21 protein-coding genes are annotated in these 20,548 nt (G+C 69.6%); 11 read left to right on the forward strand and 10 right to left on the reverse strand.

Translation table 11 applies throughout. From position 1 onward, the window contains the following. Positions 1–400: 400 nt before the first annotated feature. Positions 401–2,167 carry an alpha/beta hydrolase gene (locus tag VF106_RS27990; protein WP_330842841.1) on the reverse strand — a complete coding sequence of 589 codons (1,767 nt, stop codon included), beginning with the start codon at positions 2,165–2,167 and terminating at the stop codon, positions 401–403. Between the two features lie 115 nt (positions 2,168–2,282). Continuing rightward, the gene (locus tag VF106_RS27995; protein WP_330842842.1) at positions 2,283–2,573 is read right to left on the reverse strand and encodes a hypothetical protein; all 291 of its coding nucleotides are present in this window, start codon (positions 2,571–2,573) and stop codon (positions 2,283–2,285) included. 78 nt (positions 2,574–2,651) lie between these two features. Here VF106_RS27995 and VF106_RS28000 point away from each other — a divergent pair, with 78 nt between their 5' ends. The 6 genes from VF106_RS28000 (at position 2,652) to arfB (ending at position 7,854) form a co-directional block, all read left to right on the forward strand. Beyond that, positions 2,652–3,374 (forward strand): maleylpyruvate isomerase N-terminal domain-containing protein, encoded by a 723-nt coding sequence (locus tag VF106_RS28000; protein ID WP_330842843.1) that lies wholly within the window; start codon positions 2,652–2,654, stop codon positions 3,372–3,374. A gap of 86 nt (positions 3,375–3,460) precedes the next feature. Then, a complete protein-coding gene (purF, locus tag VF106_RS28005) occupies positions 3,461–4,987 on the forward strand; it encodes an amidophosphoribosyltransferase (protein WP_330842844.1) in 1,527 nt (508 codons plus the stop codon). Between the two features lie 29 nt (positions 4,988–5,016). Continuing rightward, positions 5,017–6,099, forward strand: a complete 1,083-nt coding sequence (purM, locus tag VF106_RS28010) for a phosphoribosylformylglycinamidine cyclo-ligase (protein WP_330842845.1) — start codon at positions 5,017–5,019, stop codon at positions 6,097–6,099. A 57-nt stretch (positions 6,100–6,156) separates the two neighbouring features. Next, entirely contained in the window at positions 6,157–6,669 is a 513-nt protein-coding gene (locus tag VF106_RS28015; RefSeq protein ID WP_330842846.1) for a SigE family RNA polymerase sigma factor, read from the forward strand. After that, on the forward strand, positions 6,666–7,436 hold the full coding sequence (locus VF106_RS28020; protein ID WP_330842847.1) for a hypothetical protein: 771 nt from the start codon (positions 6,666–6,668) through the stop codon (positions 7,434–7,436). The genes VF106_RS28015 and VF106_RS28020 overlap by 4 nt, the downstream gene beginning before the upstream one ends. Position 7,437: 1 nt before the next feature. Continuing rightward, entirely contained in the window at positions 7,438–7,854 is a 417-nt protein-coding gene (gene arfB / locus VF106_RS28025; RefSeq protein ID WP_414639074.1) for an alternative ribosome rescue aminoacyl-tRNA hydrolase ArfB, read from the forward strand. A gap of 841 nt (positions 7,855–8,695) precedes the next feature. On the opposite strand, the gene VF106_RS28030 is transcribed toward arfB, so the two are convergent. Then, positions 8,696–9,364 (reverse strand): response regulator, encoded by a 669-nt coding sequence (locus VF106_RS28030; RefSeq protein WP_330842849.1) that lies wholly within the window; start codon positions 9,362–9,364, stop codon positions 8,696–8,698. Continuing rightward, positions 9,361–10,944, reverse strand: coding sequence for a sensor histidine kinase (locus VF106_RS28035; RefSeq protein ID WP_330842850.1), 1,584 nt, complete (start codon positions 10,942–10,944; stop codon positions 9,361–9,363). The genes VF106_RS28030 and VF106_RS28035 overlap by 4 nt, the downstream gene beginning before the upstream one ends. A gap of 101 nt (positions 10,945–11,045) precedes the next feature. Between VF106_RS28035 and VF106_RS28040 the strand changes: the two genes are divergently transcribed. The 3 genes from VF106_RS28040 to VF106_RS28050 all read left to right on the forward strand — a co-directional run bounded on the left by VF106_RS28040 (position 11,046) and on the right by VF106_RS28050 (position 14,183). After that, positions 11,046–12,029: a Bug family tripartite tricarboxylate transporter substrate binding protein gene (locus tag VF106_RS28040; protein WP_330842851.1), complete on the forward strand. Its 984-nt coding sequence runs from the start codon at positions 11,046–11,048 to the stop codon at positions 12,027–12,029. 115 nt (positions 12,030–12,144) lie between these two features. Further along, the gene (locus tag VF106_RS28045) at positions 12,145–12,675 is read left to right on the forward strand and encodes a tripartite tricarboxylate transporter TctB family protein (RefSeq protein ID WP_330842852.1); all 531 of its coding nucleotides are present in this window, start codon (positions 12,145–12,147) and stop codon (positions 12,673–12,675) included. Positions 12,676–12,677: 2 nt separating this feature from the next. Further along, on the forward strand, positions 12,678–14,183 hold the full coding sequence (locus VF106_RS28050) for a tripartite tricarboxylate transporter permease (RefSeq protein ID WP_330842853.1): 1,506 nt from the start codon (positions 12,678–12,680) through the stop codon (positions 14,181–14,183). A gap of 530 nt (positions 14,184–14,713) precedes the next feature. Here the strand turns inward: VF106_RS28050 and VF106_RS28055 are convergent. After that, the gene (locus VF106_RS28055; RefSeq protein ID WP_330842854.1) at positions 14,714–14,896 is read right to left on the reverse strand and encodes a DUF3073 domain-containing protein; all 183 of its coding nucleotides are present in this window, start codon (positions 14,894–14,896) and stop codon (positions 14,714–14,716) included. Between the two features lie 171 nt (positions 14,897–15,067). Between VF106_RS28055 and VF106_RS28060 the strand changes: the two genes are divergently transcribed. Then, complete coding sequence (locus tag VF106_RS28060; protein WP_330842855.1) at positions 15,068–15,949, forward strand: DUF8083 family protein; 882 nt, start codon at positions 15,068–15,070, stop codon at positions 15,947–15,949. Here the strand turns inward: VF106_RS28060 and VF106_RS28065 are convergent. The 4 genes from VF106_RS28065 to VF106_RS28080 are packed head-to-tail and all read right to left on the reverse strand — an operon-like array spanning position 15,942 to position 18,855. After that, a complete protein-coding gene (locus VF106_RS28065; protein ID WP_330842856.1) occupies positions 15,942–16,511 on the reverse strand; it encodes an RsiG family protein in 570 nt (189 codons plus the stop codon). The genes VF106_RS28060 and VF106_RS28065 overlap by 8 nt on opposite strands. A 46-nt stretch (positions 16,512–16,557) precedes the next feature. Continuing rightward, positions 16,558–17,388, reverse strand: coding sequence for a beta-keto acid cleavage family enzyme (locus tag VF106_RS28070; RefSeq protein ID WP_330842857.1), 831 nt, complete (start codon positions 17,386–17,388; stop codon positions 16,558–16,560). Between the two features lie 13 nt (positions 17,389–17,401). Further along, positions 17,402–18,478, reverse strand: coding sequence for a CAF17-like 4Fe-4S cluster assembly/insertion protein YgfZ (gene ygfZ / locus VF106_RS28075; RefSeq protein WP_330842858.1), 1,077 nt, complete (start codon positions 18,476–18,478; stop codon positions 17,402–17,404). Then, a complete protein-coding gene (locus VF106_RS28080) occupies positions 18,475–18,855 on the reverse strand; it encodes a Fur family transcriptional regulator (protein WP_330842881.1) in 381 nt (126 codons plus the stop codon). The genes ygfZ and VF106_RS28080 overlap by 4 nt, the downstream gene beginning before the upstream one ends. Positions 18,856–18,926: 71 nt before the next feature. Here VF106_RS28080 and VF106_RS28085 point away from each other — a divergent pair, with 71 nt between their 5' ends. Then, complete coding sequence (locus VF106_RS28085; RefSeq protein ID WP_330842859.1) at positions 18,927–19,769, forward strand: aminodeoxychorismate lyase; 843 nt, start codon at positions 18,927–18,929, stop codon at positions 19,767–19,769. A gap of 209 nt (positions 19,770–19,978) precedes the next feature. On the opposite strand, the gene VF106_RS28090 is transcribed toward VF106_RS28085, so the two are convergent. Further along, on the reverse strand, positions 19,979–20,512 hold the full coding sequence (locus VF106_RS28090; protein ID WP_330842860.1) for a DUF3800 domain-containing protein: 534 nt from the start codon (positions 20,510–20,512) through the stop codon (positions 19,979–19,981). Positions 20,513–20,548 lie beyond the last annotated feature (36 nt).

Genomic DNA, 20,548 nt, shown 5'->3' on the forward strand with positions numbered 1-20,548 from the left:
ACAAAACCCCTGGTCGCTGGGGCCTGTGGACAACTTTCGGGTGCGAGTCCGGGCGAATGGTCCATTCGTGCGCCCAGGCACCCCGCAGCGCTGGCCGCGCACCAGCCGCACCCGTGGTGCCCGGCGCACACCTGCGGCGGGCGGCCCACAGGGTGCTTCGCTACGAACTCGGCGGTGCGGTGAAGGGAGGGCCTTCCTCGCGCTGGGGGTGATAAGGGACGCCTTCCTCGCATGGCCGCGCCGCAGAAACCGCCCGCGCGCGGAAACCGCCCACCCATTGCGCAGAGGGCCTACCGAAACGGGGCCGGGCGCAGCCCGCCGCCGCGGCGAGAGTGGCGAGAGTGGCGAGACAGCTCACCCGCCCAGGCCTCGCGGCCGTCAAGCGCAGCTGCGCACCCGACTAGAACAGTCGACCCAAGGTGTTGTCGTACAAGGACTTTCCTGCTTCGACCAGGTCGCCGGTGCCGCCGACAACCACGTCACCTGCGTCGTTCAGTAGTTCCTTGCCCGTGTCGGTCAGCTCGCCCCAAGCCTCGTCCCAGTCGCCGGACATGGCTTCTCGGCCCGCGTCCATCAGGCCGGAGCCCGCGTCGCCGGTCAGGTCCGCCACGCGGCTCTCGTTGGTGCCAGGGATGACCGCGTCGTAGTTGCCTGTCGCGATGTTGGCCAGGTTGGACAGCGACTCGTTCGAGTAGTACACGCTGTGCGCGGAGGTGAGATCCGCGTCGTCCAGGACGCCGAACTGGTTGGCGCCGAAGGACTTGTCGTACGGGCCGACGCCCGAACCGTCCGCGGTGAACCAGCTTCCGCTCGTCGCCTGGACGATCGGGTCGTGTTCGGACGCGCCTGCCCACACGTGGCCAGCGCCCGGGGACAGCTGGTCCGCCGACGACGCGCCGACGCCCGGTGAGCCGAAGAAGGCGACGTCGTCCGCCGCGAGGTCGTTCATGGCGGCGTAGCCGACCGTCACGCTGCCGTAGCTGTGCCCGAGCACGGTGATGTGCTGTGCGCCGGCCGCCGCCGCGCGGTAGCCATCCACATCGGACACGAGGTTGGCGGCGCCCGCGGTCGCGTTGTCCGGGGACGTCACGGTCGTGTCCCATTCCGGTGCGTCGTAACCCAGCCACGCGATCGTCGCGTTGCCAGAGCCGACCTTGTCCATGGCCGCGCGCAACGCCTGCGCGCTGCCGTTCGGGAAGCCCGACTCCAGTGTGGTTCCCGTGCCCGGCACCACGACCGCCACGTTCGTCGCGGTGTCCGGATTGCCGTACGCGATGGCCAGCACGCCGTCCTTCCGGCCGGGACCGTCCACGTCGTATGACTGCACGTAGGTGTCGTACCCCGACTTCGCCGCGCCCTGCACGCGGGTGTTCGCCGCGGTGGCGTTGTCCACGCGGCGGTTCGCCTCCTGGCGCTGGTCGAGCAGGTCGGCCAGGGCGGGATCGCTCCGCAGCGCTTCCTCGTCGGTCGGGTCGAGGCCGAGTTCCCGCGCTCGCGTCTCGATTCGGGTGTTCAGGTCACGCGCCACCGCCGAGTACCGGGCGACGTCCGTGTCGATGCGGCGCAGGTTCGCCTCGTTCAACACCGGCGCTGGCAGGCCACGCAGCCGGCCGAGCGCCTCGAACTGGGTGGCCAGCAACTCGTCCCGCGTCGCGTCCGGCAACGCTGCCCACCAGGAGGCCACGCGTCGTGGGTCGATGCCCGGCGGCGGGATGAGAACACCGGCCGGTGCGGTCGCGAACGTGCCGGCCACCGTGCTGAACGCCGGCCGCAAAGCCCGCAGTGCCGCCGCGCAGGACCGCAACACGTCCTCGTAGGCGTTGCGTAGGTCGGTCAACACGTCGGTCACCAGCGCGGCGGGGGTGCCGGACCGGTACTCCTGTATGGCCTGGTCAGCGCTGCCTCGGATGGACCGGTAGGCGTTGGCGGCCGACTCGACCACCGCGATCGCGTCGGTCAGCTGGTCCGTCGCTGCCGCGACCGCGGCCCTCGTCCGCGTCACCCGCGTGCCGAACTCGGTCGCGGCCGTGCCCGACCATGACCGGACGGTCGTCAGCTCGACCTCCGCCAGCGCCGATCGCGCGCCAGACAGCGGCTCGAGCGCGGCCAGGATCCGGCTGGCGTCCCCGGTGGCCAGCCGCGCGTACAACGCTTCGGGATCTGTCACGCCTCCACCTCCCCCGCTCCGTGGCGCCGGAACGCTCCGCAGGCTCCGCTACTCCGGCGCCCTCCGCGGGCTCGGCGCCGTCGTGAGTGCTGTCGGTTCGCTCCGCAGGCTCCGCTCACAGTGGGAACACGTCCCGACACGCGTACTCCTTGGCGTTCTCCACCAGGCTCTCCGCGGTGTCGGTCACCCAGGCCTCGCCCCGTCGCAGGTCGTCGGCCTGCCCGCCGACGAACTCCGCGAACGCCGCCGCCAGCTCGTAGGCCGCGTCGACCTCGCCCAACGCTCCCGGCACGAGCTGGGCCACCGAAAGCCGGGTGGCCGCGAGACCTACGGCGTCCGCGCTCGCGTGGACACCGAGGGACGCCGCGCGCAACGCCTCGGGATCAACCTCGTAACCGTCGGCCACCGTCTGACCGTAACCTGTGTATGAGGGGCATAGGGTTGCTTCTTCTGGCTCTGTGCGTACGGGAAGGACAGCGCGATCGTGTGGACGGCCACCAGGTGGACCGCCGTGTTCGCCGAGCAGGCCGGCCTGTTCCGCACCGCGGTGGCGACCGCCGACCTGCAAGCCGATGTGCCGTCCTGTCCGGGATGGACTTTTCGGGATCTCGCACTCCACGTCGCGCGGTTCCTGCACACCGCCACCCGGTACCTCACCAGCGGCAGCATCATCGAGCTGCGGCCCCTGCCCGTACGGAGGGACGTCGATCCGCTCGTCTACCTCGACGAGCAGCTCGCCGCCGCGACACAGGTGCTGCGGAACACCTCCGGTAACCGTCCGGTCTGGACGTTCTCCCCGGCCGCGCCGGACCTCGCGTGGGTGTGGCACCGCCGCGTCGCGCACGAGCTCAACCTGCGCCGCTGGGACGCACAGGCCGCGCTGCGCATGCTCACCCCGACCGACCGTGACCAGGCCGCGGACGCCATCGACGAGCTGCTCGGCACGCTGCTCGCCGCCCGCCTGCGAGCCGACTCCCCGCCCACCGCCAAGGGCACGGCACTCATCACGTGCACGGACAACACGCAGACCTGGCACGTGCGGCTCTCTCCGGGGGTCGCCCCCGAGGTCCGCGCGGCCAGCCGCGACGAGCAGGCCGACTCGCGACTGTCCAATCGCACCGCGAACGTGCTCTATCAGCTGTGGAGCCGCATGCAGCTCACTGGATCGGGTGATTTGGCCGTACTACGTGCACTCAGAATGAGTTGACCGCCACGTCCGCCGTGACGCGTCGCACACCCCAACACGACCTACACTGGAGCTACCTGACGCCGTCCCCGCAGGGAGTGCTTTCGGTGGTCATCGACCAGACCGTCACCGACCAGTCCGACCAACCGGAGCCCGAGCCCCGCGAAGAGTGCGGAGTATTCGGGGTGTGGGCCAAGGGCGAGGAAGTCGCCAAGCTCACCTACTTCGGCCTCTACGCGTTGCAGCACCGAGGGCAGGAAGCCGCCGGCATCTCCGTGTCCGACGGCGAGAAGATCGTTGTCTTCAAGGACCTCGGTCTCGTCTCCCAGGTGTTCGACGAGCAGGTCCTCGTCTCGTTGCAGGGCCACATCGCCGTCGGCCACTGCCGTTACTCCACCACCGGGTCCACGACCTGGGAGAACGCGCAACCGACATTCCGCACCACGGCGACCGGCAGTGGCATCTCGCTCGGCCACAACGGCAACCTGGTGAACACCGCCGAGTTGCGTGACCGGGCGCGTGCTCTCGGCGTCCCCATGAGTACTGGCGCCACCAGCGACTCCGACCTGCTGACCGGGCTGCTCGCCGCCTCCGCCGCGGACGTGGGCTTCGAGCAGGCCGCGATGAAGCTGCTGCCGGACGTCCAGGGTGCGTACTGCCTGGTGTTCGCCGACGAGACCACGTTGTACGCGGCACGTGACCCCCACGGTGTGCGTCCGCTCGTGCTCGGCCGGCTGGAACGCGGCTGGGTCGTCGCGTCGGAGACCGCCGCGCTGGACATCGTCGGCGCGTCGTTCGTCCGTGAGGTCGAGCCCGGCGAGCTGCTCGCCATCGACGAGCACGGCCTGCGGTCCTCGCGGTTCGCCAACCCCGAGCCCAAGGGTTGCGTGTTCGAGTACGTGTACCTGGCCCGGCCGGACACCACGATCGCCGGCCGTTCCGTGCACGCCACCCGCGTGGACATCGGCCGCCGGCTCGCGCAGGAGGCGCCGGTCGAGGCGGACCTCGTGATCCCCGTGCCGGAGTCAGGCACGCCCGCCGCCATCGGCTACGCCCAGGGCTCCGGGATCTCCTACGGATCGGGCCTGGTCAAGAACGCGTACGTGGGCCGCACGTTCATCCAGCCGTCCCAGACCATCCGTCAGCTGGGCATCCGGCTCAAGCTGAACCCGCTGCGGGACGTGATCCGTGGCAAGCGCCTGGTGGTCGTGGACGACTCGATCGTGCGTGGCAACACCCAGCGGGCCCTGGTGCGGATGCTGCGGGAGGCCGGCGCGGTCGAGGTGCACGTGCGGATCGCGTCACCGCCGGTGCGCTGGCCGTGCTTCTACGGCATCGACTTCGCCTCCCGCGCCGAGCTGGTCGCGAACGGGCTGGACCTGGACGGCATCCGCCGTTCGATCGGCGCGGACTCACTCGGCTACGTCTCGCTCGACGGGCTCGTCGCGGCCAGCGAGCAGCCCCGCAGCCGGCTGTGCACGGCGTGCTTCGACGGCTCGTACCCGATCCCGATCCCCGAGGAGACCCAGATCGGGAAATACCTCCTGGAAGGGCTCGAGCGGGGGGTCGCGGGCTCGGCTGCCCCTGTCGTACCGGCGGGCTATGGTGCATCGGACGCACTCCAGCGTCCGTAGCGTTCAGGACCCACCCCCATACCGGAGCCATGACCGACACGAACGATAGTCCTGATTCCCCGCACGCCACCTACGCCGGCGCGGGGGTGAACATCGAGGCGGGCGAGGAGGCGGTCGAGCAGCTGAAGCCGTTCGCCGAGAAGGCGACCCGGCCCGAGGTGCTCGGCGGCATCGGCGGGTTCGCCGGGCTGTTCAAGCTCAGGCTCGACCGCTGGAAGGAGCCGGTGCTGGCGTCCTCGACGGACGGCGTCGGCACCAAGATCGCGGTCGCGCAGGCGCTGGACGTGCACGACACGGTCGGTATCGACCTGGTCGCCATGGTCGTCGACGACCTGGTGGTGTGCGGTGCCGAGCCGTTGTTCCTGCAGGACTACATCGCGGTCGGCACGGTCGTGCCGGAGCGGATCGCCGCGCTGGTCAAGGGCATCGCGGAAGGCTGCGTCCAGGCCGGCTGCGCGCTGCTGGGCGGCGAGACCGCCGAGCACCCCGGCCTGATGGCCGACGGCGCGTACGACCTGTCCGCCACCGGCATCGGTGTGGTCGAGGCGGACGCCGTGCTGGGCCCGGAGCGCGTGCGACCCGGTGACGTGATCATCGGCATGGCGTCGTCCGGTCTGCACTCGAACGGATACTCGCTGGCCAGGCACGTGCTGCTGGACATCGGCAGGATGGCGCTCGGCGGGCACGTCGAGGAGTTCGGCCGCACGCTCGGCGAGGAGCTGCTGGAGCCGACCCGTATCTACGCCAAGGACTGCCTCGCGGCCGCCGCCGAGGCGGACGTGCGGACGTTCGCCCACATCACCGGTGGTGGCATGGCCGCCAACGTGGCTCGGGTGATCCCGAAGGGGCTGCGGGCGGTGCTCGACCGAGGCACGTGGACGCCGGCGCCGGTGTTCTCGCTGATCGCGCAGCGTGGCCGGGTCGAGCGCCTCGAGATGGAGAAGACGTTCAACATGGGCGTCGGCATGGTGGCCGTGGTGGCCCCGGAGGACGCCGACCGGGTGCTCGCCGTGCTGACCGCCCGCCACGTGCCGGCGTGGGTGCTCGGCGAGGTGTCGAAGGCCGACGACGGGGCACGTGCAGAACTGGTCGGCAACCACCCGCGTTTCTAGGGCAACCGGAACCCGCGACCGGTCGTATCACCGGAGGACCGAGAGGAACGAGGGGGCGTGCAGGATCGGGACACGGAGTTCGGGGAGTTCCTCGACAGCCGTGCCTCGGTCATGCGCCGAACCGCGTACCTGTTGTGCGGCGGCGACTGGCATCGGGCGGAGGATCTCGTGCAGACCACACTGACGAAGATCTATGTCGCCTGGCCGAGAATCCGTCGGGACGGCAGCGTCGACGCGTACTCCCGCAAGATCATGGTCCGGGCCGCGATCGACGAGTCACGCAAGGCCTACCGTCGCCGCGAGTCGGTCGTCGAGGACCTGCCGGAACCCCTGTCGACGCCACCGGCCGGCGTGGAGGACGCGGTGGACGTGCGGCGCGCGCTCGCGCAGCTGCCGGCGGGCCAACGCGCGGTCGTCGTGCTGCGGTACTGGGAGGACATGTCCGTCACCGACGTCGCGCAGACACTGGGCAAGAGCGAGGGCACGATCAAGAGCCAGGCCGCGAAGGGCCTCGCCGCGCTGCGCAAGCTCCTCGAGTCCGGGGACCTGGCCGAGGCGGGCGACGGATGAACGACGACGACGTCAAGCACCTGCTCGGCAGGGCTTTCGGCGAGGAACCCCCTCTCGGCATCGACCGCGACGAGGTGCTGCGCGACGGCCGCAAACGCTTGCGCCGCCGCCGTTTGTTCGCCTCGGGCGGCGTGGTGGCCGCGGTCGTGGTGGTCGCCATCGGTGCCGCCACCCTCCCCAACCTCGTGGACGACTCGACACCTGAGCGGATGCCACCGGCCGCCACCGGCACATCCCTTCCCGAGTCCTCGTTCCCGCCGCCCCCGCCGTCCATCAGGACCCAGGCGCCGCTCACGCCAGACTGGGCAGCGAAGCTGACAAGCAAGCTGTACGGCTCGGGCTACCTGCCGGAGTCCGCGGTGCAGCCGGTGGCGGGCGAGGTCGAATTCCCGAAGTTCCAGGTGGTGGAGGACAAGTACGTCTACCGCGCGAAGATCATCGGCCCGAGCGGCGAGGGCGTTCTCAAGATCACGGTCGAGTCCTCGCGAGGTATCAAGCCGGACTGCGCGTCCATCACCCGCCAGCATCAGTACTCGTCGTGCGAGATCCATCCGAAGGACGGCGTTGACCTGTTGGTGGCGCGAGAGCGGTGGTCCGACCGCGCCGAGGTCATCACCTACGCACAGGCTGTCCTGAACGACGGCACGCTGGTCACCGCCAAGGTGTCGAACGTGGTCATCCCGAGCACCAGCAACGGTACGACACCGACCCCCCTGCTCCCCGTGTTGGACGGCATCGTCGTGAAGTCAGGCCTCAGTGTTCGCTGACCTGGAGGTCACCCCGACTTTCGTGATCCCGGGCGCTGAGTTGCGGGAGAGGTTCTCGCGTTCTTCCGGCCCCGGCGGCCAGGGCGTCAACACGGCGGACAGCCGCGTCGAACTGTCGTGGGACATCGGCGAGTCGCCGTCCGTCCCGGACTGGCTGCGCGAACGACTACTGGCGCGACTGGCCAGCCGACTGGCCGGCGGCGTGCTGACGGTGGCGGCCAGCACTCAACGGGCACAACTGGCCAACCGCGAGGAAGCCCGCGCCCGCCTGGCCGCCCTGCTACGAGCCGCTGCCGCACCCCCACCACCGAAGCGTCGACCGACCAAGCCCAGCCGAGGCGCCAAGGAACGCCGCCTCGCGGAGAAGCGCCGCCGCAGCCAGACAAAACAGACCCGCCGAGCCCGCCCGGAGGACTAACGTCCGGTCGCTCGGCACACCGCCTGCGCAGGTCAGGCCCCTGGAGTGGCACGCGGGGCGGCGGCCTCCGGCCCCCGGTTTCCAGCCTACGGCAGGGCACCGACGGTTTCGCCGCTCCAGACCGCAGCCTGTGGACAACCGGACGAGCTGTGGACAACCCGCCCGGTGCTGATCTTGCCCAACCGGAACTGTCGGTCCCGAGCCTAGGCTGGAAATCGGGGGGCCCCCGGGGCGCCCACCCGATCGGGCATGTCCTCAAGGGCACCTTCGGGGCCGTTCAGCGTCGATCCGCCGATGATCTTCTTGGGATGTCGCACCGCCCGAGAGTTGTGGGCCTGGTCAGACGCTTCGCGTTCGGGGCATCGCCGATGTCTCGAAAGACGCGCTGATGACGTTCAACGACTTGAAAGGGTCTTTCGGGACAGTGTCGGTGGCACAAACGCGCCGTTCGCGCGGAAACCGCCCGCCGGATCCACAGAACCTCGCGCGGGCAGCATGATCATCGGTGGATCTGGGGTCAGCGTCCTCAAGGGGACCCCTCGGGACATCGGCTCGCTCCCGGCCCTCGGGCCCACGAGCGCAACGCATGGCTGTGGTGGCCTGGCTCGGGTAGGCGCTGCGAGGCCCCGAGACCGTATGTCCTGAGAGGCACCTTTTGCTGACCCCCTGGGATGCATGAGTGGGACTTTCGCTCGGGTTGGGTGGGTGAACTGTTTGCCGATTGCCCGTTGTGTGGCCGGAACTGTCGGTGCTCGCCACTAGGCTGGATTCCGGGGGGCCGGAGGCCGCGGTTGATCTTGCCTACCGGTCAGGCCCGGCAGACGAGAACTCCGTGTCCGCGTCAGGTCTGCCAGTAGTAGCGGCGCTCAGGCCGGCCGGTGCCGTAGCGCAGGCGGACGCCGGCCTGCCCTGTCGCCACGAAGTGTTCGAGGTAGCGGCGCGCGCTGACCCGGGAGATGTTGGTACGGGCCGCGCACTCGGCCGCCGAGAAGTCCTCTGTGGACGATTGGAGCGTCTCCGCGACCAGTGCGGCCGTCTCGCTGCTGAGTCCCTTCGGCAGCGGGGTCGCGCCGCTCGGCCGGCCGCCGAACACCTGGTCCACATCGGACTGTCCGGCTTCCGACAGTGCGCTGAGTCGTTGGTGCAGCGCGGCGAAGTGCTTCAGCTGGTCGTACAGCGCGGCATAGGGGAACGGCTTGATCAGGTAGTGCAGCACGCCGCCGCGCATGGCGGCACGCACGGTCTCCACGTCGTTCGCCGCGCTGATCACGATGACGTCCGTCTCCGCGCTGGTGGAGCCGCGCAGTGAGCGCAACACCGTGACGCCGTCCATGTCCGGCAGGTAGATGTCCAGCAGCACCAGGTCCGGGCGCAGATCGTCGATCGCGCGTAAGGCGTCCTCGCCGGTGTGTGCCACGCCGACGACCTCGTAGCCGGGCGTCTTGTTGACATATCCACTGTGGACTTTGGCGACCATGAAGTCGTCGTCGACGATCAGGACTCGGATCATGCGTCGACCCCGAGTCGGGCGGTGAACACCGCGCCGGCTACCTCGACCGAACCGCCTCGGCGCCGGCAGGTCTGCCTCGTGAGCGCCAGGCCCAGGCCGCGTTGGCCGCCTTCCTCCGCGGCCTTTGTCGTGAAGCCGTGCCGGAAGATCTCCTCGGCGATGTCCGGCGCGACACCGGGACCCGAGTCCGTGACCACCACCAGCACCTCGTCGTCCGTGTGCTGGAGGTCCACCTCGATCCAGCCGTCGCCTGGCAGCGCGTCGATCGCGTTGTCCACCAGGTTCCCGATCACCGTGACCAGGTCCGCCGACAGTGACTCCTCCACCTCACCGAGCCTGCTCGACGACGTGAGGCGCATGCCCACGTTCCGTTCCGCGGCCACGCTCGCCTTGGCGATCAGCAGCGCCGCGACCGCCGAGTCGCCGATCCGCGCGCTCACCTCGGCATGCCACGCCTCGCGGGTGTGGCTCACCCGGTCCACGAAACGCCGCACCTCCTCGTACTCGCCCAACTCGATCAGACCGGCGATCGTGTGCAGGCGGTTCGTGAACTCGTGTGCCTGCGCCCGCAACGCGTCGGTCGTGCTGCGGTTCGTGTCCAGTTCGTGTTGCAGCGCAACGATTTCCGTGCGGTCCCGCAACGTCACGACCGAGCCGACCGCGGTGCCGCCCGCCGCGATCGGCATGCGATTCATGATCAGCACCCGGCCGCGGCGCAGCACGATCTCGTCGGCGCCGTCACCGGCCCGGCCCGTCAGCACGTCCACGAGCCGGTCGTTCAGGTCCAGCTCGCCGACCGATCTGCCGACCACATCGTCCGAAAGGGACAGTAGCCGTCGCGCCTGGTCGTTGACGAGCGTGATCCGGTGGGCGGTGTCGAGACCCACGACCCCCTCACGGATGCCGTGCAGCATGGCCTCGCGATGTTCGACCAGCCCGGCGATCTCGCGTGGCTCGAGCCCGAACGTCTGCCGTTTCACCCGCCCCGCCAACAACAATGACCCGACGACACCGATCACCGTCGCGATGCCGAGGATCAGCAACGCCTCGCCCGGTGAGTTCACGATGCCCTCGAGGAACGTCGGCGTCGCAACACCCGCCGCCACGATGCCGACCACCTCGCCGGAACAGTCGTTCGGCCGGCAGCTGCTGATCACCGGGACGTGCGCCACCAGCGAGTCGCCCACGACACCGACCCATGACCGGCCCTGGCGGATCATGGAGTCGCCGATCGACAGCTTCGTCCGGACCACGCTCGGGTCCGTCGGCGAGGTCAGGATGGTCAGGTCCGGCAGCGCGATGATCACGAAGTCGGCGCCGGACAGGTTCATGGCCCGCGTCGCGAACGGCGTCAGCTGTTGGTAGCGCGTCGGGTCGGCCAGCGCCTCCTGCACCGTCAGCTGGGCAGCCACGTCCTCGGCGACCGACATCATGCGTCGGCCCTCGGTGTCCTGGAAGCTGTTGTTCGACTGGATGGCCGAGAAGACGGCCACGGCGGCGAGCAGCGCGACGACGATCAGCAGCTGCCAGCCCAGCAGCTGCTTCGACAGTGGCCCCCGATCCGCCAACGAACCTCCCATGACCACAACGACCACAACGACCGCTGTGCGACTAAGACGACAAGACGGTAACCCCACGGGACCATGAGCAGGCAAATCCGAGCAGAGAGGCTCGATAGCGGATGAGTGTGAAACCCTTGCTCGCGGCACTCGGCGCCCTGGCCGCTGTGCTGCTGATCCCGCCGCTGGTCTCCTCCGGCGCGGGTGACGATCCCGGTGCTCAGGTCCGGGGTCTGCGGATCCTGGTGCCCAACACACCCGGCGGCGGCTACGACATCACGGCGCGGACCGCCGCGAAGGCCATGGAGGACGCCGACCTCACCCGGAGCATCGAGGTCTTCAACCTGCCAGGCGCGGGTGGCACGGTCGGCCTCGGCCGGCTGGTCAACGAGGCCGGCAACGACAAGCTCGTGATGTCCATGGGTCTCGGCGTCGTCGGCAGTGTCCACACGAACAACTCGCCGTCGTCCCTGCAGGACACCACGCCGATCGCCCGGCTCATCCAGGAGCCGGACATCATCGTGGTGTCCAAGGACTCGCCGTACCAGGACATCGACCAGCTCATCGACGCGTGGAAGGCCGACCCAGGCGCCGTGCCCGTCGGGGGCGGGTCCTCGCCCGGCGGGCCGGACCACCTCGCGCCGATGCTGTTCGCGCAGGCCATCGGGCTCGCGCCGAAGAACGTCAACTACGTGGCGTACGACGGCGGCGGTGAGCTGCTCGCGTCCGTGCTCGGCGGCAAGATCGCGTTCGGCGTGTCGGGCGTCGGCGAGTACCGCGACCAGATCGAATCCGGTGACCTGCGGGTCCTCGCGGTGACCAGTGCGGAGCGGGTCGACGGCATCGACGCGCCGACGCTGTCGGAGGCCGGTGTGGACGTCGAGTTCGTCAACTGGCGCGGGATCGTCGCGCCGCCGGGCATCTCGCAGAACGACACGGACAAGCTCGTGCGCCTGTTCACCGATCTGCAGAAGACGCCGCAGTGGAAGGACGCGCTGGCGAAGAACGGGTGGACCCCGGCGTTCCTGCCCGGCAAGGAGTTCGGCGACTTCCTCGCCGAGGAGAACGACCGGGTCGCCTCGGTCCTGTCGGAGTTGGGGCTATGAGCGGAGCTTGCGGAGCGAATCATCGATATCAGGACGGCACCGAGCCCGCGGAGCGGCGCCGGAGGAGCGGAGCCTGCGGAGCGTTCCGGCGACGCGCAGCGTGCGAGGGGGCGTCATGACCGCGACACTCGAGAAGGCGGACGACCAGAAACCATCGTCGTCCTGGAAAGACCGTTCCGAGCTGGGCATCTGTGCGTTGCTTGCGGTGCTCGGTGTGCTCGTGCTGGTCGACGCCATCCGCATCCCGACCGACTTCGCCCAGCGCGGGCCCGTCGGTCCGAAGGCCGTGCCGATCCTGGTCGGCGGGCTGCTCCTGCTGACCGCGGCGCTGCTGGTCCGCGACGTGCTGCGCGGCGGCCGGGGCGAGGCCGAAGGCGGCGAGGACATCGACCTGACGGCGCCGAGCGACTGGCGCACGGTCTTGCTGCTGTCGGCGTCCTTCCTCGCCAACGCGGCGCTGATCGGCGTCGTCGGTTTCCCGATCTCCGGCGCGATCCTGTTCTGGGGTGCGGCGTACGCGTTGGGCAGCAGGAACTTCGTGCGTGACCCGCTGATCGCGGCGGCGCTGTCGATCGTCACGTTCGTGCTGTTCAACAACCTGCTCGGGGTGCCGCTGCCGGGTGGCCCGCTGATGGAGGTGCTGTAGGCATGGACTCGTTCACGCAGCTGATCGACGGGTTCGGCACCGCGCTGACCCCACTGCACCTGCTGCTCGCCGCCGTCGGCGTGCTGCTGGGCACGTTCATCGGCGTCCTGCCTGGCATCGGACCGGCGATGGCGGTGGCGCTGCTGCTACCGGTGACCTACGGGCTCGACCCGACCGCCGCGTTGATCATGTTCGCCGGGATCTACTACGGCGGCATGTTCGGCGGGTCCACCACGTCCATTCTGCTGAACACGCCCGGTGAGACCGCGGCGGTGATGACGGCCATCGAGGGCAACCAGATGGCGAAGCGGGGTAGGGGCGCGCAAGCGCTTGCGGCGGCGGCCATGGGCCACTTCGTCGGCGCCATGATCGGCACGATCGGCCTGGTCCTGCTCGCCCCGGTGATCGCCGGCCTCGCCGTGGACATCGGCGCGCCGGACTACTTCGCGATCATGGTGCTGGCGTTCATCGCCGTGACGTCGGTGCTCGGCAGTTCGCGGGTACGCGGGTTCGCGTCGCTGCTGATCGGTCTCACCATCGGCCTCATCGGCCTCGACGAGATGACCGGCCAGGCCAGGCTCACGTTCGGCTCGCTGGAGCTGGCGGACGGTATCGACATCGTGATCGTGGCGGTCGGCCTGTTCGCGGTGGGTGAGTCACTGTGGATCGCGTCCCGGCTGCGGCACAACACCGACGAGCCGATCCCGGTCGGCCGCCCGTGGCTCTCGCGTGACGACCTGAAGCGGACCTGGAAGCCGTGGCTGCGCGGCCCGCTGATCGGCTTCCCGTTCGGCGCGATCCCGGCCGGCGGCGCGGAGATCCCGACGTTCCTGTCGTACGTGACGGAGAAACGGCTGTCGAAGCACAAGGAGGAGTGGGGCTCCGGCGCGATCGAGGGCGTGGCGGGACCGGAGTCGACGGCGTCGGCGTCCGCGTCGGGCACGCTGGTCACGATGCTGACGCTGGGCCTGCCGACCACCGCGACGGCAGCGGTGATGCTGGCGGCGTTCCAGCAGTACGGCCTCCAGCCGGGACCGCAGCTGTTCGAGCGGGAGTCGACGCTGGTGTGGGGCCTGATCGCGAGCCTGTTCATCGGGACCCTGCTGCTGCTGGTGCTGAACCTGCCGCTCGCGCCCGTGTGGGCGAAGCTGCTGAAGATCCCGCGGCCGTACCTGTACGCGGGGATCCTGTTCTTCGCGTCCGTCGGCGCGTACGCGGTGAGCGGGCAGGTGATGGATCTGATCCTGCTGTTCGTGATCGGCGTGCTCGGGTTCGCGATGCGCCGGTACGGCCTGCCGATCCTGCCGGCCATCATCGGCGTGATCCTGGGCCCGGCGGCCGAGCTGCAGATGCGGCGAGCGCTGCAGCTGTCGGACGGCTCCTTCGCCGGGCTCGTGAACACGGCGTTCTCGGTGACGGTGTACGCGATCGTGCTGGTGATCCTGCTCTGGCCCGTGGTGCGCCGCTTCACGAAGAAGCCGGAGCACGAGCGGCAACCGGTGGGCTGATGGGCGCCCGCGTCGGCCTGCGGCCCCCGATCTCCAGCGTAGAGAAGTGCACCGACGATGCCGGGGTCACGGACACCGGTTATCCACAGGCGAGGCGGTTGTCCGCAGCCGGCACCGCGACGCCCCGGAAACGTCGGTGGCCATGGCTAGGCTGGATTTCGGGGGGCCGGAGGCCGCGCCCGGCGTCCTGACAAGCCCCGGAAAGCAAAAATGGCGGGTCGGCGTTTCAACAACGCCGACCCGTTCACCGCTCGAGCAACCACCCAGGGTGGACTTCGCTTCGCACGCCGCGACACTGGGCCGCGCCGTGCTTCCGGTCAACGAGTTCGGCAGCTTCGCTGCCGTCGCGCGCAGGCCCGTGACCTGGGCCGGTCGGCCCGCGGTCGTGGTGATCCGCACGCATCCTTCGCCGTGGACGGACGCCGGTGCCAGGTGGGAAGCCCGAGGTCTCGACCAGAGTCGAGATCGCGGACGCGCGCGTGGTGGTGGACGAGGCGAGCCAGGTCCGCTACCTCACGCATCCCCGAGGCTCATCGACGGTAGTCGTCCTCGTAGTCGTCTTCGTCGTCGAAGGCCTCGTCGCCGTTGTCGCCCTTTGTGGACTTGTTGCCTGACAGCTCGCGCTGCAGTGCCTCGAAGTCCGTCTGGGGAGTGCTGTATTTGAGCTCTCGGGCTACCTTGGTCTGCTTAGCCTTCGCCCGGCCGCGCCCCATGGCTCGACCCCCTCGCACAAGTGCGGGGCGGCCGGGGGAAACGGCGGCCCCGCTGATCTCGACAACTGGTTCCTGTAGCTACCGTACCGTGCCGACGGGGTTCAGCGCGAAGGGGCACGGTGTTCGAGTGCCGAGCGATCGCGTTTGGCGGAACCGTGAAACCATGCGCAAGTGCCTCGACCGTTCGTCGCCTACCTGAGGGTGTACGAACCGTTGTCCGCTTTCGACTCGGACGTAGCTGACCGCATCCGAGAATCGGTACAAAACGGACAACTTGACTACTCGACGGTAGGTGACCGGGAGCGAGATCTGTGGTTCAGATCACAGCTGTCTCAGCCGCCGACCTTACTGCCCGGTGAGCTCGCCAACGGCTCGCCGTCGCCGCGTGCCCTCCGTGAGGCCCTCGTGCTCGACCCGAAGGCGGTGTCCGGCGAGGTCGGCGACGGACCGCTGGTGTGCCCCCTCGACATCCGCGCCCGCTCGGCGGCGGCCCTCGTCGGGTTCGTGACGACCGCGCACCACGCGTTGCGGACGGCCGCCCTGACGGCACAGCCTGACGTGGTGCGGGAGAAGGCCACCCGGGTGCTCTCCGAGCTCCCGGGCCGGGCCGTCCACGTCGTGTCGACCACCTGGACCGTGCCGCTCCCGTGGTTCACGCTCGTCGATCCCGAACAGCGGCACATGGAGCTCGCCACGCAGGGCGACTCCCGGCGCCGGGTGTGCTGGCGGGTCGCGATGTCCGACGCCCGCGCGCGGGTGACACACGCGCACACGCTGGCCGAACGCGCCATGGGTGACCAGGGCCCCACGAAGGTGCTCGAGGACACCGGGCGGTGGCTGGAGCACTTCGACCCGATGTCCGCGGTCGAGCTGGACTACGGCGGTCTCGTGCAGCTACTGACCGACGAGCAACTACGGGAGGACACCTCCGCGGAGGACGTGAACGCCATCGTCACCGCGCTGGAGGAGGAGGACGTCGAGGAGATCGCCACCCGCTTCGAACGCCTGCGCGACTTCTGGGGCGAGCTGGCCGTAAGGGAACGTTTCAACTAGCTTCGTCGCCGCGTTCCGCGGCCAGCAGAGTGTCCACCGAGGCGCTGCCCGCCTTGTAGCGGGCGCCGATCTCGTCGTTCAGCGCGTCCACGACCTGCTGGACCTCGCGGCGGCGCTGGGAGACCGACTCCTCCTCCGCCACGTACGTCCGCAGCGCCAGGTCCAGCCGCTCGTCCGGGAGGGACGCCACGTCCGACAGGTCCGCGTCCGAGACCAGGGCCTCCACATGCCGGCGGTGTGCCTCGGCGCGGGACGGCTCCAGCGTCTGGTGCCGGCCGGCGCCGGACGGGGCACCGCCCCCGATGTTGCCCGCCAGGATCTCCGCCAGCCGTTCCACCACCGAGCTGGATCCGCCCTCGCGGCGGCGCTTCTGCTCCGCCCGCACGATGTCGATCCGCCCGTGCAGCAGCCTGCGCAGGTAGGACAGGTCGGTCTCTTCCTGTGCGGCGTCGTCCCGGCGGTTGCGGACCTCGGTGAGGTCGAGCTGGGACAGATCACGCACGTAGTCCGGCGCGAGCACCCGGTCGATACGCCTTCGACCGCCAGGACGGACTTCGATCACGCTGCCTATCTTCCGTTACGCGGCCCGGAACCGCCAACCACCGAGATCAGTTGCTTTGTGCGACGCGCAAAAGCGTACGTACTTCGGCTGGTGTGATCGGCGGGCGTTGAGCAATTTTGGCCAGCCCAGCCGCTCGCGCGACCAGCTGGGCGTTGTCCCGCACCCGTTCCCCGCGTGCGTAGGAGACCGTGTCCTCCATGCCCACCCGCAGGTGACCGCCCGCCGCCAGTGAGGCGAGCATCACAGGCAGGGAGGTGCGGCCGATGCCGGTCGCCGAGAACGTCGCGCCGGGCGGAATCATGCGCAGCGCCGCGACCAGCGTCTCCACGTCACCTGGCATGCCGCCGGGCACACCCATGACCAGGTCGACATGCACGTGGCCACCCGCCGGCAGGCCGTGCTGGTCCAGCAGCCGGTGCAGGGCGGCGAGGTGGCCGATGTCGAAGATCTCGTACTCGGGGACGATGCCGCGGTCCCGCATCCGCTCGTGCAACTCGACGACGAACTCCCAGCGGTTCATGAACACGTCGTCGCCGAAGTTCACCGTGCCCATCGTGCAGCTGGCCGAGTCCGGCAGCGCGTCGAGCACGCGGAGCCGGTCCTCCTCGGGATCGGTCACCGCGCCGCCGGTGGACAGCTGCACGACCAGCGACGTCTCCGCCCGCAGCGCCGCCACGGTCTCCTTGAGCCGGCCGAGGTCGAGCGTCGGTTTGGCGTCCGCGCCTCGGATGTGCACGTGGATCATCGCCGCGCCGACGCGCTCACAGTCCTGTGCCGTTCTGACCAGCTCGTCGAGCGTGACCGGCAGGTTGGGGACGTCGGACTTCGCCAGCTCCGCGCCGGTGGGCGCGACTGTGATCAGGGTGCCGGTAGACATGGGCGAATGGTAGTCAGCCTCGGAGGCGTCGTGCGGCCTCGCGGCCGAGGCCCGGGGTGGCCTCCGGGACCAGGTCCGGGTCGATGGCGGCCTGCACCACACGGTCGTCCTGGCCGGCCAGCAGCTCGGTGTCCAGCGGCACCGAGTACTTCACCAGCGCCAGCGCGATCGGGCCAAGCTCGTGGTGCCGCACAACCGAGCCGACCCTGCCCACGGTCCGCTCCCCGTTGACCACGGGATCACCGGTCTCCGGCAGGACCTCCGGCGAGCCGTCCAGGTGCAGGAGCAGCATCCGGCGCGGTGGGCGGCCCACGTTGTGGACCTTCGCGACGGTCTCCTGGCCGCGGTAGCAGCCCTTGGCGACGTGCGCGGCGACGTGCACCCAGCCGACCTCGTGCGGGATGGTGCGCTCGTCGGTGTCGATGTCCATGCGTGGCCTGCCCGCCTCGACACGGAACGCCTCGTAGCCCCAACTACCCATGGGCCGCGCGCCGTTCGCCGTCAGCCGATCCCACCACAGCTGGTGGTCGTCCCTCGGCACGAGCAGGTCGACACCCAGCGCGCCGCGACGGACGAGCACGCCCTCGGCACCCGCCACCTCGTGCGGGCCGGGCACCGGCAGCGTGACCTTCGTGAGCAGGTCGTCTGTCTCCGGGCCGAGCAGGGTCAGGACGGCCCGCTCGGACGTCGCGTCCCGCAGCTCCACCTTCGACCAGAACACCATCGACCGCAGGTACTCCAGCAGCGGCTGCTGGCCGCCACGGGCACCGGTCGCGTGCGCGCCGGGATCGGTGTCGAGCCACACGGTCTCGTCGTGGTGCGCGACCTCCATGTGCGTGTCGACGCGGCCCTGACTGTCCAGCACCAGTGCCTCGGTGGCGGTGCCGTCGGCCAACTCGGTCATGTGCTGGGAGATGACGAGGTGCAGCCACGACAGGCGCTCCGGGCCGGTCACGGCGATCACCTCGCGGTTGGACCGATCGACGACGGCGACCCTGCGCGCCGCGGCCCGCTGTTCCGCGAACGGGTCACCGTAGTGCCACGGCACCCCAATGTCTGGCGAACCTTCGGGGGCCGGGATCGGTGTCATTCGGTCGCCTCCTGGCAGTCTGCGCACAGCCCGGACAACGCGAGATGGCTGGCATCCAGTGCGAACCCGAAGCGGACGCGGAGTGTTCCACGCAGGTCGTCCATCACGTCACGCGGTGCCTCGACGACCTTGTCGCAGCGGTGGCAGACGAGATGGACGTGCTGGTGCTCGTGGACCGAGTAGTTGGGCGCGCCGTGGCCCAGGTGGGTGTGCCGCACGATGCCCAGGTCCTCGAGGAGCTCGAGCGTGCGGTAGATCGTGGTGATGTTGACCGACGGGGTGGCGCGTTGGACGTGCTGGCAGACCTGTTCCGGGGTGGCTTGCTCGAGTTGAAGTAACGCGTCGAGCACGAGCTGGCGTTGCGGCGTCATCCGCATGCCCCGCTCGTGCAGCGTGGATTTCAACTCCTGGATGTTGGTTGCCACACCGTGAATCGTAGGCTCTTCGTATGCGCGTGCTGGCGAAGCTGGATGGAACCCTGCTGGACGCTGACACTCCGCTGATCCGGGTCGACGACCTCGGCATCACGCGGGGCGACGGTGTCTTCGAAACGATCCTCGTGGTCGACGGTAAGCCCCGGGAGATGGGGCCCCACCTGGACCGCCTTGCTCGTTCGGCAGCCATGCTGGAGCTGCCGCCGCCCGTCCGCGCGGACTGGGAGCGGTGCGCCCAGGTCGTGCTGGACAACTGGTCCGGCGGCGCCGAGATGGCACTCAAGCTGATCTACACCAGGGGCCCGGAGTTCGGCGACGGCACCCCGACCGGCTACGCGCTGGGCCTGGCGATCGGCGAGAAGGTCCTGCGGGCCCGCAGCACCGGCGTCGCCGCGGTGACCCTCGACCGGGGCTACGACCCGGAGATCGTGGCACGCGCGCCGTGGCTGCTGCTGGGCGCGAAGTCCCTGTCGTACGCGGTGAACATGGCCGCCCTCCGACACGCCGAGACGGTCGGCGCCGAGGAGGTCGTCTTCGTGGCCGCCGACGGGTCCGTACTGGAGGGCCCGACGTCGACGGTCGTCGTGGTGACCGGCCGAACCCTGCTGACCACCCCACCGTCGAGCGGCATCCTCCCCGGCACGACCCAGGGCGCCCTGTTCCGCGCCGCGGAACGCGCAGGCTGGGCGACGAAGGTCGAGCCACTCACCGTCTCCCAACTCCAGGAGGCGGACGGGCTCTTCATGGCATCGAGCGTCCGGAAGATCACCCGCGTACACACCCTGGACGGCGTCGCACTACCTGACACCACGGCACTGCACCAGGAGCTGATCGCTCTTTACGAGTCGGAGTACTGAGCGCCTGCGTGCTAACTTTCCTTCGCCGAGGCCTGTAGGCCGAGGAAGTGGGCCCGTGATGCGTCCGGACGGTCGTCTCACGGGCTTTGCGCTGTCGGTGACAGTCGGTGTGCGTGGTACGATCAAGCTTGCCGAGGCCCTGTAGGCCGAGGAAGTGGGCCCGTGGTGCGTCCGGACGGTCGTGTCACGGGCTTTGCGCTGTCCAGGGGTTATTCCAGGTCGACTACGGCGCTGACGATCGGGTCGATCCGCTTGCGCCAGTCCTGCCCGGCGCCGAAGCACCAGGCCACAATGTCAGCGATCCACAGCAGCGACTCGCTGGTGCTGTCCACGTGCTCGTAGACGAGTTGACTTGCGCTTGGATGCGAGCCGAGGAGGCGGCGTAGTGTGCGCTCGTCGTGGATGTCCTGCTCATTGCGTGAGTCAATGACCAACCGGTGCGCGCGCCGAGTCAAGAGGTCATGTGCGAGCTGCGTGACGCAGACCTGGCGAGCCGACTCGTCGAGCTTGCGGCAGCGGCGCAAGTAGACCCGCATCTCGACCGGGAGCCGGGCGACGGCGTCGGCGAGTGCCCGCCGGCGGATCGGCTTCTCCTTCTTGAAGTGCAGTTCGCGCTGGCCCGGCATGAGCAACGCACGCATCGACTGGCGCAGCAGGCGAACCTGTGAAGGCTCCACGATCGCGGCGGCGATCAGGTACTGGGGAGGCCTGGCTGATTCGTCGACGAAGGCGTGCACGGTCACCGGGCCATCATTCATGGCGGTGCCGTGACACGATCG

Origin of the sequence: Actinophytocola sp. (assembly GCF_036378875.1) — a bacterium.
In the GTDB taxonomy this organism is placed as follows: domain Bacteria; phylum Actinomycetota; class Actinomycetes; order Mycobacteriales; family Pseudonocardiaceae; genus Actinophytocola.

What these genes read in the sequence shown, in the direction of transcription:
- VF106_RS28035 (WP_330842850.1), bottom strand. Translation starts at nt 10,944, where the DNA reads ATGGGAGGTTCGTTGGCGGATCGGGGGCCACTGTCGAAGCAGCTGCTG.
- VF106_RS28050 (WP_330842853.1), top strand. Translation starts at nt 12,678, where the DNA reads ATGGACTCGTTCACGCAGCTGATCGACGGGTTCGGCACCGCGCTGACC.
- purM (WP_330842845.1), top strand. Translation starts at nt 5,017, where the DNA reads ATGACCGACACGAACGATAGTCCTGATTCCCCGCACGCCACCTACGCC.
- VF106_RS28045 (WP_330842852.1), top strand. Translation starts at nt 12,145, where the DNA reads ATGACCGCGACACTCGAGAAGGCGGACGACCAGAAACCATCGTCGTCC.
- VF106_RS28085 (WP_330842859.1), top strand. Translation starts at nt 18,927, where the DNA reads ATGCGCGTGCTGGCGAAGCTGGATGGAACCCTGCTGGACGCTGACACT.
- VF106_RS28020 (WP_330842847.1), top strand. Translation starts at nt 6,666, where the DNA reads ATGAACGACGACGACGTCAAGCACCTGCTCGGCAGGGCTTTCGGCGAG.
- VF106_RS28030 (WP_330842849.1), bottom strand. Translation starts at nt 9,364, where the DNA reads ATGATCCGAGTCCTGATCGTCGACGACGACTTCATGGTCGCCAAAGTC.
- VF106_RS28070 (WP_330842857.1), bottom strand. Translation starts at nt 17,388, where the DNA reads ATGTCTACCGGCACCCTGATCACAGTCGCGCCCACCGGCGCGGAGCTG.
- VF106_RS28080 (WP_330842881.1), bottom strand. Translation starts at nt 18,855, where the DNA reads ATGCGGATGACGCCGCAACGCCAGCTCGTGCTCGACGCGTTACTTCAA.
- VF106_RS28055 (WP_330842854.1), bottom strand. Translation starts at nt 14,896, where the DNA reads ATGGGGCGCGGCCGGGCGAAGGCTAAGCAGACCAAGGTAGCCCGAGAG.
- ygfZ (WP_330842858.1), bottom strand. Translation starts at nt 18,478, where the DNA reads ATGACACCGATCCCGGCCCCCGAAGGTTCGCCAGACATTGGGGTGCCG.
- VF106_RS28040 (WP_330842851.1), top strand. Translation starts at nt 11,046, where the DNA reads ATGAGTGTGAAACCCTTGCTCGCGGCACTCGGCGCCCTGGCCGCTGTG.